Genomic DNA, 16,333 nt, shown 5'->3' on the forward strand with positions numbered 1-16,333 from the left:
TTCGCTCGATGACCTCAACCCGCCGCTGCGCTTCTGTGCCTGTTGCCGCTGAATTTTGGCTAACGCCGCTTTCCACTTGCGAAACAGACGGATAATGTGCGCCGCATGAAGTGGACTCTGCCCAATATCCTCACCCTGCTGCGGCTGGTCGCAGCGCCCGGCCTGGCCGTGATGTTCCTGTATTTCAGCCGCCCCTATGCGGACTGGTTTGCCCTGCTGCTGTTTGTGACTGCGGCGGTGACCGACTGGTTCGACGGCTATCTTGCGCGCGCCTGGAAGCAGGAAACCAAGATGGGCGCGATGCTGGACCCGATTGCTGACAAGGCAATGGTGGTCATCGCACTGATGATCCTGGTGGGGTATTCGGCTGAACATTGGACTCCATGGCTGGTGCTGCCCGCCACTGTGATCCTGTTCCGCGAGGTGTTCGTGTCCGGCCTGCGCGAGTACCTTGGTGCAGCGGCCGGCACGCTGAAAGTGACCAAGCTCGCCAAGTGGAAGACCACGGCCCAAATGATCGCCATTGCTACGCTGTTCTCGCAGGGTATCTTTGAGCACTATCTGGTGATGTCCTCGTTTGGCATGGATCAGGCGCTGATCGAACAGATCATGACCGGCCAGGTCTCTGATGAAATGGGCCTGCGCTGGAAATTCGACGGAATGGTCTGGACTGGCCGTATCGGGCTATGGCTGCTGTGGATTGCCGCCGCCCTGACCGCCATCACCGGGATCGACTATTTGCGCAAGGCGATGCCGCATTTGAAGGAGGCTCATTGATGGATGTCCTGTATTTCGCCTGGGTGCGCGAGCGCATTGGCTTGCCGCGCGAGCGGGTAGAAACCTCCGCCGTCACAGTCGCGGACCTGGTCGAAGAACTGCGCGCCCGGGAAGACCGCTACGCCGCCGCTTTTGCCGATCTGTCTGCGCTGCGTGTTGCACTGGACCAGGAACTGTCGGAATTCGACGCCCCGCTTGATGGCGTGCGCGAGGTCGCCTTCTTCCCGCCGATGACTGGGGGTTGAACGATGCGGATTTCCGTGCAGGAAGCCCCGTTTGAACTAGGTGCAGAAAGCGATGCCTTTGCAGCAGGTGTGAACAATGCTGGTGCGTTGGTGACCTTCACAGGTGTGGTACGGGACGCCGATCAGGGCGGTCTCCAGGCGATGGAGATCGAGCATTACCCGGGCATGACCGAGAAGGCGCTGACTGCGATAGCCGAGGAGGCCATGAGCCGCTGGTCGCTGGCTGATGCGCTGGTGATCCACCGCCATGGCCGTCTGGCTCCAGGCGAACGCATCATGATGGTTGCCACCGCGGCGCGGCATCGGAAGGATGCCTTCGAGGCGGCGGAGTATCTGATGGATTACCTGAAGTCCCGTGCGCCATTTTGGAAGAAGGAAATCCTCAGCGGTGGAAGTGCGGACTGGGTCGCGGCCAAAGACACTGACGAAGATGCCCTCAAACGCTGGTAAGGCTCCGGGGAGGCGGGTGCTCCCGTCATGCGACCAATCATCATAGATGATTTCCGCCTGTTGGGCCGGGCGCCGCGCTTCGCGAGGCGGTTTGCATTTTGCTGAGAAGGCCTGAAGAGGCAGGCCTGCCCAGGCAGGCTAAGTTCGAGTGTGGTTGAAGGCTGGCGCCTCAAGAACAAGCCGCTTTGCGGGGCCTGCAGCCTCCTTGACCCGCCGGAGTATGAGCCGCCCGCGCCGCGCGACAGCGCGGCGCTTGGCCCAAGTCTGTTCAGATTGTGATGGCGCAGCCAGCGCGGTCTGCAGACGCGGGAGTATCCCGCTGCTTCAAGCTGCTCAGTGCGGGATCTGGCTGCGCAGCTCTTCGGTTTCGCGGCGGGCCTCGCGCAGGCCCTCCATTGCCGCCCGCAGCTCTGCTTCGGTCTGGGTCAGCTGATTGGTCAGCTCCGCCTCGCGCTGCTGCAGATAGGTGATCGCCTGATCGCGGGTTTCCTCCGCCTCATGCAGCTCCTGGCTCATCCGGTCCAGGTCGGCCACGTCGCTCTGACGCACGCGGGTGAAGCGGTGCACCAGCCAGTTGGCGAACCAGCCCATGGCGAAGGCCGCAAACAGGATGATCGCGGTGGTAATGATGAACTCTGTCCTGTTCATTCCTCTGGTGTCTCCTGTGCGCCGTCTGCGCTTTCGGCGGCCGCGCCGCTGTCGTCGTCATTTACTTCAGTCTGCTCCGCCGGGCGGACCAGTTTGAACTCGATGCGGCGGTTGGCCTCGCGGCCTTCCTCGGTGCCGTTGTCGGCAATCGGCTCACTTTCGCCATAGCCCTTGGCCGCGAAAGTCGAAGTCACCACCCGGCGCGCGCGCAGCTCGTTCAGAACCGATTGCGCCCGTGCCTGGCTCAGGTTCTGGTTCATCACTTCGCGGCCCTGGCTGTCGGTATGGCCCTGAATCTCCAGCCGCACCGGGCCGCAGTTGCCCAGCACCTCCGCAATCCGGTCCATGGTGGCGGCGCTTTCGGCGGCAATTGTGGCGGAACCGGGTTCAAAGGCAATTTTCGACTCGGCTTGGGCTCCAGCGAGCTGTGCCTCGCAAAGCTCCGGCGGGATCGGCTGATCCGCAGGCGCAGGTGGTTCCTCATAGGTGATGTCGAGGCCATAAGTCTCTGCCTCGCCCAGTTTGGCGGACAGGAAGCGGGAGATCTCGGCAAGTGCATCCTTGCGGTAGCTCATCCCGCGCAGTTCCAGGTTTTCCGGGGTTACTGTCACTGAGCCGCGCTGCAGATAGGAAAGCGCCTCCAGCCCGGCCAGCACCCGAACCGGCCAATCCGCGGGCAGATCGGCGACGACACGGGTAGCGGTATGCACATTGGCGGAGCCAAAACGTGCCTTGGCATAGCTGTCGGCCACCGTGCGCAGGGCCGCATCGCTCAGCCGGCCGCGCAGCTGCACCTGGCCTTCGGGGCTGAGGGTTGCGGTGAATTCGGGCGGGCCGGCAGTGGCGCTGGCCTCTGGCACCGGCAGAACTGCGTGCAGGGCAAAGACCCGGGGCAGGGCGCTTTCCAGCTCACCCACCACATGGTCGAATGCGCCGCTGGCAGTGCCTTCCGCGGCAACCAGCGTAATGTCGGCGTTGGCAATGGTGACGGTCCCGCCGCCCAGTTCGGCCAGGCTGGCGATGCTCAGTTCCGACGCGCGGGCCCAATTGGGGGAGGGCACCCCCATGCCGATCACGCAGTCTGCTTCGCCTTCAAGCCCGGCCTTGCGGGCGGCTTCCAGGATGCGATTGCGGCTTTCCTCGCTCTCGGCAGAGCAGGCGTCGAACTGGGCGCCGTCCTTGTCTAGCAGGAACCGCAGGGTAAAGGGCGTGATCACCGGACGCGGCGCCGCAATGTCCATCGCCAGCCGCAGCCCCGGGGGGGCCAGACGGCCAAGCTGCTCTTCCAGCTGATGCTTCGCCTCTTCACTGCCGGATATTGCGGTGATGGAGACCTCGCCGGCTTCAACCGAAATCTTGGCGCGGGGCAGCAGCTTCAGTGCTTCGACGGCGAAATCCAAAGCCTGTTGCCAGCCCTCGGGCTTGGCATATTTGGCTGTTTCCAAGAGGTCGGCCACACTGCCTTCACCGGCGAGAGCGTTCAACTGTTTGACCATCGCAGCACGGCCGGAGCCTGCGGGGATCAGACCGATGATCGAAATGCCGCTGTCGTTACGCAGGATTTCAGCGGAAAACCGGGGTGGCGCCAGACCTTTGGCCGGGGGGACCTTCATGCCGTCGATGATCCGCGCCGCGTCGACGACGCCGCCGACAAGCGAAATCACAGAGAACCGGGTTGCTTCGTCCGGGGCGGTGCCTTCGAGCAGTACCTGCAGCCCGTCGGCCGTAACCTCGGCCCAGGTGTGGCCTGCGGTGTCGAGTGTCTCGCGCACCCCGGTTTCGGTGCTGCGTTCCACCGCGGTGACAGCAAACCCGGCAGCAACAAGGCTCAGCCCTGCGGCAGCAGTGAAGGCCAAGCCTGGGATCAGCAGAGAGGACAAGCGCATATGGCGGCAGTTTCCCTTGGTCAGTTAGTGGCTCTTACCCTGCGCGGGGCCGCGGTTCAATCACACGAACATGGCCAGGGCAAAGAAGATCAGCGGGATCAGGCCGGTATCGCGGTTGAGGCGGAACAGCTGCAGCAGCCGTGCATTGTTTTCCGCGTCAAAGGCACGCAGCTGCCAGGTCATGTGCCAGCCCATTGCCCATGGGGCGGCCAACGCCAGTACCAGCGCCAGAACAGAGGCGCTTTCCAGCATTGCACCGATCACCGCCATCGCCATCAGGCAGACAAAGGCGACGATAAAGCGGCGCAGCCACATCGGAGTTTCCGTGCCGAACAGCCGGGCGGTGGATTTCACTCCGATCAACGCGTCGTCCTCTGTGTCCTGGTGGGCATAAATGGTGTCGTAGAACAGCGTCCAAGCGATGCCTGCGAGATACAGCAGCACCGGCGGCCAGCCCATGCTGCCGGTATGCGCCACCCAGGCCAGCATCGCCCCCCAGTTGAAGGCGAGGCCCAGAAACACCTGCGGCCACCAGGTGAACCGTTTGGCAAACGGGTAGACTGCCACGGGCAGCAGCGACAGGATGCCCATGGCTATGGCGGCTTGGTTGAAGGTCAGCAGGATCATCAGGCCCAAAAGGCACTGCAGACCCATCCAGGCCAGCGCGCCCTTGACCGTGACCTGGCCGGAGGGGATCGGGCGTGACCGGGTGCGCTCCACCTGGCCGTCGAAGTTGCGGTCGGTGATGTCATTCCAGGTGCAGCCCGCCCCGCGCATCAGCCATGCGCCGCCCGCGCAGCCGATGGCAATCCACAAGTCGCTCCAGCGCGGGCTTTGATCCGCCAGGATCGCCAGGGCAAGCCCCCACCAGCAAGGGATCAGCAGCAGCCAGGTGCCGATCGGCCGGTCAGCGCGGCTGAGGCGCAGGTAGGGGCGTGCCCACTCCGGGGCATATGTGTCGACCCAGTTTCCCTTGACCGCATCCGCGACCTGACCCTCTGGTGCTGGTGTCTCGCCTTGCATATGTAGGACCCCATGAGTGCGAAAATCAGACTGTATGTAGAGCACCCTTTGGGGGCAGGGCAATCACTTCCCTTGGATCGTGATCAAGCGCATTACCTGTTCGGAGTGATGCGTCTGACGGCGGGCGCCCATGTGGCGTTGTTTAACGGCAAGGACGGCGAGTGGCTTGCCGAGGTTGCGGAGGCTGGCAAGCGCGGCGGCACGTTGGTTTGCCAGGAGCAGTCCAAGCCCTTGCAGCTGCCGCCGGACCTGTGGCTGATGTTTGCGCCGATCAAGAAAGCGCGCACTGACTTTATCGTTGAAAAGGCCGCTGAGATGGGCGCTGCGCGCATCCTGCCGGTGCAGACCGAGTTCACCAATTCCGAGCGCATCCGCCAGGACCGGCTGCAGGCCCATGCGGTGGAGGCGGCGGAGCAATGCGGCGGCACCTATGTGCCGGAAGTGGCGGACCTGCAGAAGCTGTCCCGCCTGCTGGACCAATGGCCAATTGAGCGGCAGCTGATGTTCTGCGATGAGGCTGAAGTAGGCAATGCGCTGCAACTGGCCGCAGAGACGCAGAAGGGCGCCTCTTGGGCCATTCTGATCGGCCCCGAAGGCGGATTTTCCGAGGCAGAGCGCAAGCGGCTGCACACGCTGCCGCAATCCCATGTGGTCAGCCTTGGCCCCCGCATCCTGCGCGCTGATACCGCCGCGGTGGCGGCAATGACCCTTTGGCAGCAGGCGCTGGGGGACTGGTAGAAGGAGGCTGCGTGACTCTGGTCACAGACTGGAAACCATTTTCGGTTAACCTTTGAGTGTGCCGCGGCGTCCGCGGCCATTGCATCTGCGGCCCGGGCCCCACAAGTAAGGAGGGCACGGCAGGCTGTACCGGCTGCCAGACGTTTGAATGAGGCGAAACACATGAGTTTCATCCGCCCCGAAGCCCGCGAGACCCTGTGGCAATGGCGCGAGGTCCTGGCCGCCGCGCTGATGTTCCTGCTGGGGCTGAAATGGGCGTATTCCGCGGCCGGCTTCACCGCGATCACCGGCTGGGCGCTGGTTGCCACCGGGCTTGTCGCTGCCGTCATCGGCGTCCAGCGGATGCGGTTCCGGCGCGGCAGCGGCGGTCCTGGCGTGGTGCAAGTGGATGAGGGGCAGATTGCCTATTTCGGGCCGCTCAACGGCGGCGCCGTGGCCGCTTCGGAATTGGAGCGTCTGGCGCTGGATCACACCTCCAAACCTCCGCACTGGCTGCTGGAGCAGCCCGGCCAGCCGCCGTTGGCAATCCCGGTGAATGCCGAAGGCTACGAGGCACTGTTTGACGTCTTTGCCGCCCTTCCCGGCCTCAAGACGGAGCGGATGCTGGCGGAGCTGCGCCGCCGCGGCCCTCACCAGGTCGTGATCTGGGAGCGCGCCGCCAGCCGCCCGGAACATCAGCGCCTGCATTGACACTGGCGGCGATTCCGCCCACGACTGACCCTTCAAGACAGATCTAACAGGACGGAGTGCCAGGCATGTCCATTCCCCAGTCCGGCGGCGGGCCGATCGAACGCCACGAGCAGCTTGCCCAGTATCTTGCCGACGGCTGCAAACCCAAGGAAGACTGGCGCATCGGCACCGAGCATGAGAAGTTCGGCTTCTGCAAGGACACGCTAAAGCCGCTGCCCTATGCCGGTGAACGCTCCATCCTGGCGGTGCTGGAAGGCCTGCGCGACGGCCATGGCTGGGCGCCGCTGACCGAAGGCGACAACCTCATCGGCCTGACCAAGGACGGCGCCAACATCAGCCTGGAGCCGGGCGGCCAGCTCGAGCTTTCGGGCGCGCCGCTGGAAACCATCCATGAGACTTGCGATGAGGTGAACGCCCACCTGCGCGACGTCAAGGATATCGCCGACAAGATCGGCGTCGGGTTCATCGGCCTGGGTGCCGCCCCTGTGTGGCGCCATGAAGACATGCCGCTGATGCCCAAGGGCCGCTACAAGCTGATGGACGGCTACATGCAGGAAGTCGGCACCATGGGCACCACCATGATGCGCCGCACCTGCACCGTGCAGGTGAACCTCGACTTCTCGTCCGAGGCCGACATGGTGCAGAAACTCCGGGTGGCGCTGGCACTGCAGCCGGTGGCCACGGCACTGTTTTCCAATTCCCCGTTCCTCGACGGCAAGCCCAACGGCCACAAGTCCTGGCGCGCCCGCGTCTGGCGCGATCTGGATGCCGACCGCACCGGAATGCTGCCGTTTGTGTTCGAAGAGGGCTTCGGCTTTGAGGCTTGGGTTCAATACGCGCTCGATGTGCCGATGTATTTCGTCTACCGCAACGGCGAATACATCAATGCGCTGGGAATGTCCTTCCGCGACTTCCTGAAAGGGGAACTGCCCGCGCTGCCGGGTGAAACCCCTACGCTCAGCGATTGGGCCGACCACCTGACCACCATCTTCCCCGAGGCCCGCATTAAGAAATTCATCGAGATGCGCGGCGCCGACGGCGGCCCCTGGCGCCGCCTTTGCGCGCTGCCGGCCTTCTGGGTTGGCCTCACCTATGATCAAACCGCGCTTGATGCCGCCTGGGACCTGGTCAAGGGGTGGGACGCGGAAACCCGCGACGCGCTGCGCGTTGCCGCCTCCGAGCAGGGGCTGCAGGCCAAGGTGAATGGCATCAGCATGCACGAGCTGGCCCGCGAAGTGGTAGCAATCTCCGAAAGCGGCCTCAAGGCCCGCGCCCGCCCCGGCGCAGGCGGGCTGGTGCCGGATGAAACCCACTTTCTGAACGCGCTGAAGGACAGCCTGGAAACCGGCAAGGTGCCCGCGGACGAGCTGCTGGAGCGGTACAACGGCGCCTGGGAAGGTGACCTCAGCCGGATCTACGGTGAGTTTGCCTACTGACAGCCGGCAATCTTGCACCTGCACACCCAGCTATTCCGCAAGGGAAGGGCTGGGTTTTTCCATTCTGCGGCCCCGGCACAGCCTGCGGCTTTCAGCGGGGTCAGGGCATTGCCTGACCAGAGTTGTTTTGCGGCTTGCCGGCAAAATTGCACACGGATATTCAGCCGCTGTTCATTGAAACAAAGGTTTGAACTATGCGCGATTTTTTCATCTCGGCCTTCGAGAAACTTGTTGGCCTGATTGTCATTCTGATGGTTGTCGGTGTGCTCGGTGGTGCCGCTGCAATTTACTCCGATCCCTTCAAGGGCGGTACCCTTCCCGCCCTTTTGGTGCTGCTGGGCGGGCTGCTCTATGTGATCATGCTGGGCGGAATGCTGTATCTGTTCCTTGGCATCTACCACAACACCAAACGCACCGCTGAGGCCGTGGACCGTCAGGCGCGGAGCTGACACTTCTGTAAAGAAAACCGGCGGCAGGTTGCCCTGCCGCCGGCTGTTTTTCGTGAGTGGCAGCTTCAGGCCTTATTGCGCCTGAAGTTCTTCCGGGGTCTTATCAGCAATATCGGTCCAGTTAACGCTGGCTTTCTCGATGAAGCCCGGGATGTCGCCTTCCCAGCGTTCCTGAATGTCCTGCGACAGGTTCAGGTACAGGGTGTTGTCGACGATCTTCCAGTGGTTCGGATCACCGTCGAACTTGAAGCCCATCGCGGTGCCAAAGGCGCAGTAGCCGCCGTATGCCGGCACATAGGCTTCGGGATTCTTTTCAAACGCCGCTTTGTGCTCTTCCGAGGCGAAGCGGTAGGTTGCGTCATTGTAAATGGAAGTGATTTTGTAGCTGCCCTTGGTGGGGGCACCGTCCGTGAAATATGCGACCGGGTCATAGCCCTGCATGGCCAGGCCGGTGGAGGATGCGTTGATCTCAACGCCCGCCGCCAGTGCCGAGGTTGCCATTGCAACCGACAGAGCCACACCGCTGATCAGTGCTTTTACTTTGTTCATGGTCCCGTCCTTTCAAATCCCGGCCGCGGCGTTCCCAAATGCTTGCCCAGCCGGCGTTTCACCATGTGTGCCGCGGTATGCTGCGGGTCACGGCACCGATGTGGAGAGCCGGGCGATCACATTCAAAACAACTCAATTTGACTGTGCGCAAGCCGGATACCGCTTGTGCATTTTTGCGCAGAACGGGTGACAGGCGGCACAGATGCAGGCAGACTGGTCACAGTAAAACGGGAGAACAGGATGACACACCCATTCCCCACCCGCCGCGAAGTGCTGGGTAGCCTTCTTGCGGCTGCTGTATTTGCAGGGGCGGCTGCAGCCCAGAGCATCAGCGGCAGTTACCGCGCCGAGGGCCGCAATCCCGATGGCAGCACCTATTCCGGTACGGTTCAGATCAACGACAATGGCGGCGTGGTCGAAATGAACTGGCAAGTCGGAGCCCAGGCTTATGCCGGGACCGGCACACGTAACGGCGATGTGGTCTGGGTCGATTGGGGCGATACCTATCCGGTGGTCTACGTGCGGATGCCCAGCGGAGAGCTGCACGGCACCTGGTCGAATGGCCGCGCGCTGGAACGGCTCATTCCTTAGCCTGCAGGGACAGGACAAAGCGGATCACTTTCTCCGCCGGCATCTCGCAGGGTTTCAGCCGTGCTCCGGACCTGAGCCGGTAGAGATTGAGGCTGATGTAATCCGTGCCGCCCAGTTCCCGTGCCACCAGCTTTTGGGATTTGCCGTTTGCCTGAGTTTCGCGGCATACCATGTATCTGCGCCCTTCCGCGGTCCCGGTGAAGGCACCAAGGGGAAGGGCGTCAAAAGCTGCCAAAAACGCCTGCAGCTCCTTTGCTGTCACTTCTGGCCGATACGCGGTTCAGTGCCTGCCCGCAGGCGCGCAATATTGGCGGAGTGCCGGATGAAGACCACCGCGGCCAGCAGCAGTGCGAGCAGCGCAACCACCTGGTATCCCAGCAGTATGGCCCAGACTGCGCCTGAAGCGGCTGAAACCAGCGCCCCCATTGAGGATATCCGGGTCACGGCGGCTGCCGCGAGCCAGGTCAGGCAGCAGGCGATGCCAACCGGCCAGGCCAGCGCCAGCATCAGCCCCAGGAAGGTGGCCACACCTTTGCCGCCCTTGAAGCCCAGCCAGACCGGAAAGCAGTGGCCGAGGAAAGCCATCAGACCTGCCGCCTGCGCCGCATCCTCGCCAGCCAGGGAGCGGGCCAGCAGCACCGCCGCTGCGCCCTTGCCGCCATCCAGGAGGAGTGTCAGTGCCGCGGCGGCCTTGCTGCCGGTGCGCAGCACGTTGGTGGTGCCGATGTTGCCCGATCCGATCTCGCGCAGGTTGCCAAGGCCAAAGACCCTGGTGACAAGCATGCCGAAGGGCACCGAGCCGAGGCCATATCCGATTACCGCCCACAGGATCAGAACCGCCGCTGAACTTTCCAGTACTGGCATCAGTCTCTCCGGTAGACGGGCTGGCCCGCAACATATGTCGCTTCGACCCGGCCCTGCATCCGCTGGCCGTCATAAGGCGTGTTCTGCGATTTCGAGCGCAGCTTGAAGCGATCCAGCACAAACGGAACGTCCGCATTAAACAGCACCAGATCGGCAGGCGCACCTGCCGCCAGGCGGCCGCTGTCCAACCCCAGCCGCCGGGCTGGGTTCAGCGACATCGCACGGAACAGGGCTGGCAGGTCCAGAAGCTCGGCGTGATACAGCCGCAGCGCTGCAGGCAGCAGCGTTTCCAGCGCCACTGCGCCGGCGGCGGCTTCTTCAAACGGCAGGCGCTTGCTTTCCTCATCCTGCGGCGTGTGCATGGAGGAGATGATGTCGATCAGCCCGGTCCGCACCGCCTCCACCACAGCCAGCCGGTCGTCTTCGGAGCGCAGCGGCGGCTTCACCTTGAAGAAACTGCGGTAGCCTGCCACGTCCAGCTCATTGAGCGTCAAGTGATGGATCGAGGTACCTGCAGTGATGTCCAGCCCATTGGCCTTGGCGCGCTCCAGCGCGGGCAGGGCGCGCGCGGTGGTGATCTGGTCGGCGTGGTATTTCGCACCGGTCATTTCCAAGAGCGCAATATCGCGGTCCAGCCCCATCCGTTCCGCCATCGGGGAAACAGCCGGCAGTCCGTAGAGCGCTGCGAACTTGCCGCTGGTGGCGGCAGCGCCCTTGCTCAGAACCGGTTCTTGCGGGTGGGCGATGACCAGCGCGCCGCAAGACCGCGCATAGGTCAACGCCCGCTGGAACACTTTGGTGTTGCTGACCACATGGTCGCAATCGGAAAACGCCACCGCGCCGGCATCCATCAGAAAGCCGATCTCGGTCATTTCGCGGCCTTCGCGTCCCTTGGTCAGTGCCGCCATAGGCAGCACGTTCACCGGCGCATCTGCCTGGGCGCGCCGGGTGACAAACTCCAGCGTCTCCGGACTGTCGATTGCCGGGGTTGTATCGGGCCGGGTGACGATGGTTGTGACACCGCCCGCCGCCGCTGCCAGTCCTGCGGATTTGTAGCTTTCCTTATGACGCTCGCCCGGCTCGCAGACCTTGACGCCAATGTCGACAATGCCCGGCGCCAGGCATTTGCCACCGCAATTCACCTCGGTCACATCTTCCGGCGTGAGGCCCTGCGCGCGCAGCATCCGGGCGGAATCGGCAGCATCCTTTTCAACCGCTGCGATCCGCCCGTCCCGCACGAGAACCGCGCCCGGCGTGTCGGTGCCTGCCTCGGGATCGATCAGGCGGGCGTTGATAAAGAGAGTGCTCATGCCTTGGCTCTTTCGATTGCGTTTTGGGTCGCGGCCGGGTCGGCCTGGTATTTGATCAGGTGCTTGTCGCCGCCTTTGGTGACGACCTGCACATAGCTGCCCATGGTTTTGACAGCTTCGATTTGGGAGACCGGCACCGAACGCCCTGCCGGGCCGGAGAGGGTCTCTTGCGTCAGTGTCCAGACCACCGCCAGTTCCTCGCTGGCCATGTACCAGCCGCGCAAGGCAATGGCCGCCAGCCCTCCCACGGCGCCGGTCCAGATGTGGGCGCTGTCCAAGAACCACAGGACCGTCATAGCGCCGCCCATGCCAATTGCCGCCATCCAAGCGTGCGCGCGGATGTAGGCGCCGCGGTCGGGTTTGAATTCTATCGCCGTCATCAGAACACCATGGCCCATACAGCCAAGGCAATCAGGACCATGACAATGGCAAACAGGGCGGCGCCTATGCGGCGGGCTTGGCTGCGGGCCTCTCGCGGGGAAAGCTTGGGCGCGGAATAGGGCTTGGCGCTTTCCGACGTGGCCGGGGCTGCGCTCCAATTGGTCTGCCGCTCGCCATAGGTGCCCTTAAGCACGATTTGTTCTGCCGGGGTCAGCCGCGTCTCTTCACCGCCGAAGGCGCGGGAGCGGACAAGCAGAACGTGGCCGTCCAGCGCCTGCAGCATTTCGTGGTCCTCCTCGACCTGCGCGCGCGGCACGCCGCAGCCTTCGATAAGGTAACCGGCCAGACCAATTTCCTCCAGGTCTGAAACCGGGAAGATTTCCACCTGCTCCATGTCCAGAGTTTTGATGCCCAGCACCTGCGCCAGCGCGCCGGGTTCCTTCAGGAAGGCCGCTTGTTCGGGCCGCATGTCCAGGGCAAACAGCCGGATTACGCCGCGCTCACCCGCCGGGATTTGGATCACACCGCTCATCCCGTCAGACAGCCTTGGCCTGGCGCCCGGCGCGCAGGTTGCGGGCCAGGAGGTCCATTGCCGCCATCCGCACCGCGACGCCCATTTCCACCTGTTCCTGAATGACCGATCGGTTGATGTCATCGGCAAGTGTTCCGTCAATCTCCACGCCGCGGTTCATTGGACCGGGGTGCATGACGATGGCGTCGGGCTTGGCCAGCGCCAATTTCTCGGCGTCGAGGCCATAACGGTGGTAATACTCGCGCTCCGAGGGGATGAAGCCGCCGTCCATGCGCTCTTTTTGAAGACGCAGCATCATGACGACGTCCACGTCCTTCAGCCCCTCGCGCATGTCGTCATAGATCTCGGCGCCGAACTCTGCGAACTGGCCGGGCACCAGGGTCGGCGGGCCGATCAGGCGGATGCGGTTTTCCATTTTGCCCAAAAGGATCAGGTTGGACCGCGCCACGCGGGAATGCGCGATGTCGCCGCAGATCGCGATGTTCAGCCGGTGCAGCCGGCCCTTGGAGCGGCGGATGGTCAGCGCATCCAGCAGCGCCTGGGTCGGGTGCTCATGCTTGCCGTCGCCTGCGTTCAGCACCGCGCAGTTCACTTTCTGCGCCAGCAGGTCCACCGCACCGGAATGCGGGTGGCGGACGACCAGCAGGTCCGGGTGCATCGCATTCAGTGTCATGGCGGTGTCGATCAGGGTCTCGCCCTTTTTGATCGAGGACGCCTGCATCGCCATGTTCATCACATCGGCGCCCAGCCGCTTGCCCGCCAGCTCGAAAGAGGCCTGGGTGCGGGTGGAGTTCTCGAAGAACATGTTGATCTGGGTAAGCCCCGCCAGCACGTCGGAGTGCTTCTCCGGGCGCCGGTTCAGCGCCACATAGTCGTCGGCCAGATCGAGGATCGCGGTGATCTCATGCGGCTTCAGCGGTTCGATGCCAAGCAAGTGGCGGTGTTCGAAGGACATATGGGGCAGCTCCGCTTGATTTGCCGGTTCTTATAGGCGGGGGGGGCGGAACGGGCAACGGCTGCGTGCGGAGTGCGGCCAGAGAATTTGAGTATTTGCAGCAAGATGACAGGGAGGTGTTCCGCTTGTCCGGCGGGCGGAGTAGCTTGGGCGCATGGAATCGGCATTGGATTACTGGAGCGCGCGGGCGCTGTTGGAGTGGCAGGCGGAGCTTGGCGCAACCGAAGCGCTGTGCGACGCCCCTGTCGACCGCTATGCGCTGGAGCAGGCCGCGCCGAAGCCGAAACCGGGTGCTGCCCCCGCGCCGCCGCCCAAGCCCAAGGAGGTTGATCCGGTCGAGGTGGCCCAGAAGGCCGCCAAGGGAGCTGCTTCCTTGCCTGCATTGCGTGACGCGATAGACGGGTTCAGCCACTGCGACCTGAAACGCGGCGCCCGCAATCTGGTGTTCTCCGACGGCCAGGCCGGCGCGCGGGTGATGATCATCGGCGAGGCGCCGGGCCGCGATGAGGACCTGCAGGGCAAGCCGTTTGTCGGCCGCGCAGGGCAGCTCCTGGACAAGATGCTGGAGGCGATCGGCCTCAGTCGCGCTGAGAATGCCTATATCACCAATGTGCTGCCCTGGCGTCCGCCGCAGAACCGCGACCCGCTGCCCGCCGAGATTGCCATGCTGACACCTTTCCTGGAACGGCACGTGGCGCTGGCTGAGCCGGAGGTGCTGGTCCTGATGGGCAATATCAGCTGCCAGGCGGTGCTGGGCAAACGCGGCATCACCAGGCTGCGCGGGCAGTGGGATCAGGCCTGGGGCAAGCCGGTCATACCGATGTTCCACCCCGCCTATCTGTTGCGCCAACCCACGCAAAAACGGCTGGCCTGGGCGGATTTGCTGGAACTGAAGGCCCGTTTGGGGAGCCTGTCCTGAGGTAGCAAATGAAAATTCTGGCGTTCTCCGATCTGCATCTTTCAGCCTCCCACGCCGCGGATATCGTGGCGGCCAGTGCGGGTGCGGATCTGGTGATCGGGGCCGGTGATTTCTGCAACATGCGGATGGGGCTGGACAGTGCCGTAGCCATGCTGTCGGGGCTGAAGGCGCCGATGGTGGCGGTGCCCGGCAATGGCGAAAGCGCGGATGAACTGCGCGCGGCAGGGTTTGCCAACACCACAGTGTTGCATGGCGATGGCACGGACATCGAAGGCCTTCGCCTGTTCGGGTTGGGCTACGGCGTGCCGGAAACACCGTTCGGCGGCTGGTCTTGCGACCTGAGCGAAATACAGGCGGGCACGATGCTGGCAGCCTGCGATCACGCGGATATCCTGATTTCCCATTCCCCGCCCAAAGGCTTCGGCGATGTGACCTCCCGCGGGCTGTCCGTCGGCTCCACCGCGGTCCGCGCCGCAGCGCAACGGGTGCAGCCGCAACTGCTGCTCTGCGGCCATGTGCATGATTGCTGGGGCTTCCGCGGCACTCTGGGGAAGACGCAGGTGGCCAATCTCGGCCCTGGAGTGAGCTGGTTCGAGGTGGAGCTGTGATCGACCCCGTTACCCTGCTGGCCTTCATCCCGGCGGCGCTGGCGCTGAACCTGACGCCGGGTGCGGATATGATGTTCTGCCTTGGCCAAGGGTTGCGCTCCGGCCGCGCCGCGGCGGTGGCGGCCAGCGCAGGCATCTCGGCGGGCAGCATGGTGCATGTGGCATTGGCCGGGCTTGGGCTGGGGGCAGTGGTCTCTGCTATGCCGGGGCTGTTCGATGTGATCCGCTGGATCGGTGTGGGGTATCTCCTGTATCTTGCCTGGGGTGCATTGCGCTGCGGGGCAGTGCAGGCCGATGCGCCCTCTGTGCCCGCAAGGCAGGCGTTCCGCTCCGGCTTCCTCGTAAATCTCACCAATCCCAAAGTAATCCTGTTCGTGCTGGCCTTTGTGCCGCAGTTCGTCCGGCCTGAGGCGGGGCCGGTGCTGGCGCAATTCCTGGTCTTCGGGCTGATCCTGGCCGCAGGCGGGTTCGTCATAAACGGGCTAGTGGGGATTTTCGCAGGCCAGGCCGGGCGCCAGCTGACAGGCTCGCCGGTCTTCGCGCGCTGGCTTGGCCGGATCTCGGCCGGAATTTTCACAGGGCTGGCCGTTCGGCTGGCAATCATGGAGAGGGCGTAGATGTCCCGTATCGACGAAAGCATGGAATTCATCCCGGTCCGCATCGCGGTGCTGACTGTGTCCGACAGCCGCAAGATGGAGGACGACCGCTCCGGCCAGGTGCTGGTCGACCGGCTGCGGGAGGCGGGCCACAGTCTGGCCGACCGTAAGATCATTCCCGATGAGCGGACCGAGATCGCCGCTCAACTGCGGGCCTGGATTGCCAATCCGCAAGTGGACGTTGTGATCTCCACCGGCGGTACCGGCCTGACCGGCCGCGACGTGACGGTGGAGGCCCACCGCGACGTCTACGAAAAGGAAATTGAAGCCTTCGGCACTGTCTTCACCTGGGTCTCGATGCAGAAGATCGGCACTAGCGCAGTGCAGTCTCGGGCTACGGGCGGGGTGGCGGGCGGAACTTACCTGTTTGCGCTGCCCGGCAGCCCAGGTGCCTGCAAGGACGGCTGGGATGAAATCCTGTCAAAACAGCTCGATTACCGCCACCGGCCCTGCAATTTCGTGGAAATCATGCCCAGATTGGAGGAACATCTGCGCCGGAAGTAACCCAGCGCTGCGTGTAACCTCGCAAACCTGCGCGGAGAATCCTATATTTTCAAGCAGGCACAAGGCATTCGCGCTTCTGCGGCCCATGCGCGGCCCCGGCAGCAGCCGCCACCGGAAGGGAG

At 63.7% G+C, this 16,333-nt stretch carries 22 protein-coding genes; 12 read left to right on the forward strand and 10 right to left on the reverse strand.

The window, feature by feature from the left end; translation table 11 throughout:
• Positions 1-105: 105 nt before the first annotated feature.
• The 3 genes from pgsA to RA25_RS16540 are packed head-to-tail and all read left to right on the forward strand — an operon-like array spanning position 106 to position 1,472.
• A complete protein-coding gene (gene pgsA, locus RA25_RS16530) occupies positions 106-777 on the forward strand; it encodes a CDP-diacylglycerol--glycerol-3-phosphate 3-phosphatidyltransferase (RefSeq protein WP_019297155.1) in 672 nt (223 codons plus the stop codon).
• Positions 777-1,022, forward strand: coding sequence for a molybdopterin converting factor subunit 1 (gene moaD, locus RA25_RS16535; protein ID WP_039173808.1), 246 nt, complete (start codon positions 777-779; stop codon positions 1,020-1,022). Before pgsA ends, moaD begins: the two co-directional genes overlap by 1 nt.
• 3 nt (positions 1,023-1,025) lie before the next feature.
• Entirely contained in the window at positions 1,026-1,472 is a 447-nt protein-coding gene (locus tag RA25_RS16540) for a molybdenum cofactor biosynthesis protein MoaE (RefSeq protein ID WP_019297153.1), read from the forward strand.
• Between the two features lie 333 nt (positions 1,473-1,805).
• Here RA25_RS16540 and RA25_RS16545 read toward each other — a convergent pair whose 3' ends face one another.
• Genes RA25_RS16545 through ubiA form a run of 3 tightly spaced genes read right to left on the reverse strand, consistent with a single transcriptional unit; the run spans position 1,806 to position 5,029 of the window.
• Positions 1,806-2,120 (reverse strand): hypothetical protein, encoded by a 315-nt coding sequence (locus RA25_RS16545; RefSeq protein WP_019297152.1) that lies wholly within the window; start codon positions 2,118-2,120, stop codon positions 1,806-1,808.
• Positions 2,117-4,006, reverse strand: a complete 1,890-nt coding sequence (locus RA25_RS16550; RefSeq protein WP_019297151.1) for an OmpA family protein — start codon at positions 4,004-4,006, stop codon at positions 2,117-2,119. The genes RA25_RS16545 and RA25_RS16550 overlap by 4 nt, the downstream gene beginning before the upstream one ends.
• A 60-nt stretch (positions 4,007-4,066) precedes the next feature.
• On the reverse strand, positions 4,067-5,029 hold the full coding sequence (ubiA, locus tag RA25_RS16555; RefSeq protein WP_019297150.1) for a 4-hydroxybenzoate octaprenyltransferase: 963 nt from the start codon (positions 5,027-5,029) through the stop codon (positions 4,067-4,069).
• A gap of 12 nt (positions 5,030-5,041) precedes the next feature.
• On the opposite strand from ubiA, the gene RA25_RS16560 reads away from it, so the two are divergent.
• From RA25_RS16560 to RA25_RS16575, 4 genes are all read left to right on the forward strand, one after another.
• On the forward strand, positions 5,042-5,767 hold the full coding sequence (locus RA25_RS16560; protein ID WP_039173810.1) for a 16S rRNA (uracil(1498)-N(3))-methyltransferase: 726 nt from the start codon (positions 5,042-5,044) through the stop codon (positions 5,765-5,767).
• Positions 5,768-5,929: 162 nt separating this feature from the next.
• Positions 5,930-6,457 (forward strand): hypothetical protein, encoded by a 528-nt coding sequence (locus RA25_RS16565; RefSeq protein ID WP_019297148.1) that lies wholly within the window; start codon positions 5,930-5,932, stop codon positions 6,455-6,457.
• A gap of 65 nt (positions 6,458-6,522) precedes the next feature.
• A complete protein-coding gene (locus RA25_RS16570) occupies positions 6,523-7,893 on the forward strand; it encodes a glutamate--cysteine ligase (protein ID WP_039173812.1) in 1,371 nt (456 codons plus the stop codon).
• A gap of 194 nt (positions 7,894-8,087) precedes the next feature.
• On the forward strand, positions 8,088-8,342 hold the full coding sequence (locus tag RA25_RS16575) for a hypothetical protein (RefSeq protein ID WP_019297146.1): 255 nt from the start codon (positions 8,088-8,090) through the stop codon (positions 8,340-8,342).
• A gap of 72 nt (positions 8,343-8,414) precedes the next feature.
• Here the strand turns inward: RA25_RS16575 and RA25_RS16580 are convergent, their stop codons facing one another.
• Positions 8,415-8,891, reverse strand: coding sequence for a YHS domain-containing (seleno)protein (locus RA25_RS16580; protein WP_019297145.1), 477 nt, complete (start codon positions 8,889-8,891; stop codon positions 8,415-8,417).
• Positions 8,892-9,131: 240 nt separating this feature from the next.
• Between RA25_RS16580 and lfb1 the strand changes: the two genes are divergently transcribed.
• Entirely contained in the window at positions 9,132-9,482 is a 351-nt protein-coding gene (gene lfb1 / locus RA25_RS16585; RefSeq protein WP_019297144.1) for an LIC10280 family protein, read from the forward strand.
• Here the strand turns inward: lfb1 and RA25_RS16590 are convergent.
• From RA25_RS16590 to RA25_RS16615, 6 genes are read right to left on the reverse strand one after another with little or no spacing between them, the layout of a single operon-like run.
• A complete protein-coding gene (locus RA25_RS16590; RefSeq protein WP_039173815.1) occupies positions 9,472-9,744 on the reverse strand; it encodes a hypothetical protein in 273 nt (90 codons plus the stop codon). The two genes, lfb1 and RA25_RS16590, sit on opposite strands and share 11 nt — an antisense overlap.
• Positions 9,741-10,346 (reverse strand): glycerol-3-phosphate 1-O-acyltransferase PlsY, encoded by a 606-nt coding sequence (plsY, locus tag RA25_RS16595; RefSeq protein ID WP_019297142.1) that lies wholly within the window; start codon positions 10,344-10,346, stop codon positions 9,741-9,743. Before plsY ends, RA25_RS16590 begins: the two co-directional genes overlap by 4 nt.
• A complete protein-coding gene (gene pyrC, locus RA25_RS16600; protein WP_039173817.1) occupies positions 10,346-11,656 on the reverse strand; it encodes a dihydroorotase in 1,311 nt (436 codons plus the stop codon). The genes plsY and pyrC overlap by 1 nt, the downstream gene beginning before the upstream one ends.
• Positions 11,653-12,054 carry a hypothetical protein gene (locus tag RA25_RS16605; protein WP_082023091.1) on the reverse strand — a complete coding sequence of 134 codons (402 nt, stop codon included), beginning with the start codon at positions 12,052-12,054 and terminating at the stop codon, positions 11,653-11,655. Before RA25_RS16605 ends, pyrC begins: the two co-directional genes overlap by 4 nt.
• Positions 12,036-12,569 carry a hypothetical protein gene (locus RA25_RS16610; protein ID WP_039173819.1) on the reverse strand — a complete coding sequence of 178 codons (534 nt, stop codon included), beginning with the start codon at positions 12,567-12,569 and terminating at the stop codon, positions 12,036-12,038. The genes RA25_RS16605 and RA25_RS16610 overlap by 19 nt, the downstream gene beginning before the upstream one ends.
• Positions 12,570-12,573: 4 nt before the next feature.
• Positions 12,574-13,524 carry an aspartate carbamoyltransferase catalytic subunit gene (locus RA25_RS16615; RefSeq protein ID WP_039149377.1) on the reverse strand — a complete coding sequence of 317 codons (951 nt, stop codon included), beginning with the start codon at positions 13,522-13,524 and terminating at the stop codon, positions 12,574-12,576.
• Between the two features lie 154 nt (positions 13,525-13,678).
• On the opposite strand from RA25_RS16615, the gene RA25_RS16620 reads away from it, so the two are divergent.
• Genes RA25_RS16620 through moaB form a run of 4 tightly spaced genes read left to right on the forward strand, consistent with a single transcriptional unit; the run spans position 13,679 to position 16,211 of the window.
• Entirely contained in the window at positions 13,679-14,443 is a 765-nt protein-coding gene (locus RA25_RS16620; protein WP_019297137.1) for a uracil-DNA glycosylase, read from the forward strand.
• Between the two features lie 8 nt (positions 14,444-14,451).
• Positions 14,452-15,051, forward strand: coding sequence for a metallophosphoesterase family protein (locus RA25_RS16625; RefSeq protein ID WP_039149372.1), 600 nt, complete (start codon positions 14,452-14,454; stop codon positions 15,049-15,051).
• Positions 15,048-15,668, forward strand: a complete 621-nt coding sequence (locus RA25_RS16630) for a LysE family translocator (RefSeq protein ID WP_019297135.1) — start codon at positions 15,048-15,050, stop codon at positions 15,666-15,668. The genes RA25_RS16625 and RA25_RS16630 overlap by 4 nt, the downstream gene beginning before the upstream one ends.
• A complete protein-coding gene (moaB, locus tag RA25_RS16635; RefSeq protein ID WP_039173822.1) occupies positions 15,669-16,211 on the forward strand; it encodes a molybdenum cofactor biosynthesis protein B in 543 nt (180 codons plus the stop codon). It abuts the gene before it with no gap.
• The last annotated feature ends 122 nt before the right edge of the window (positions 16,212-16,333 follow it).

It is taken from the genome of Leisingera sp. ANG-S5, assembly GCF_000813925.1.
GTDB lineage: Bacteria > Pseudomonadota > Alphaproteobacteria > Rhodobacterales > Rhodobacteraceae > Leisingera.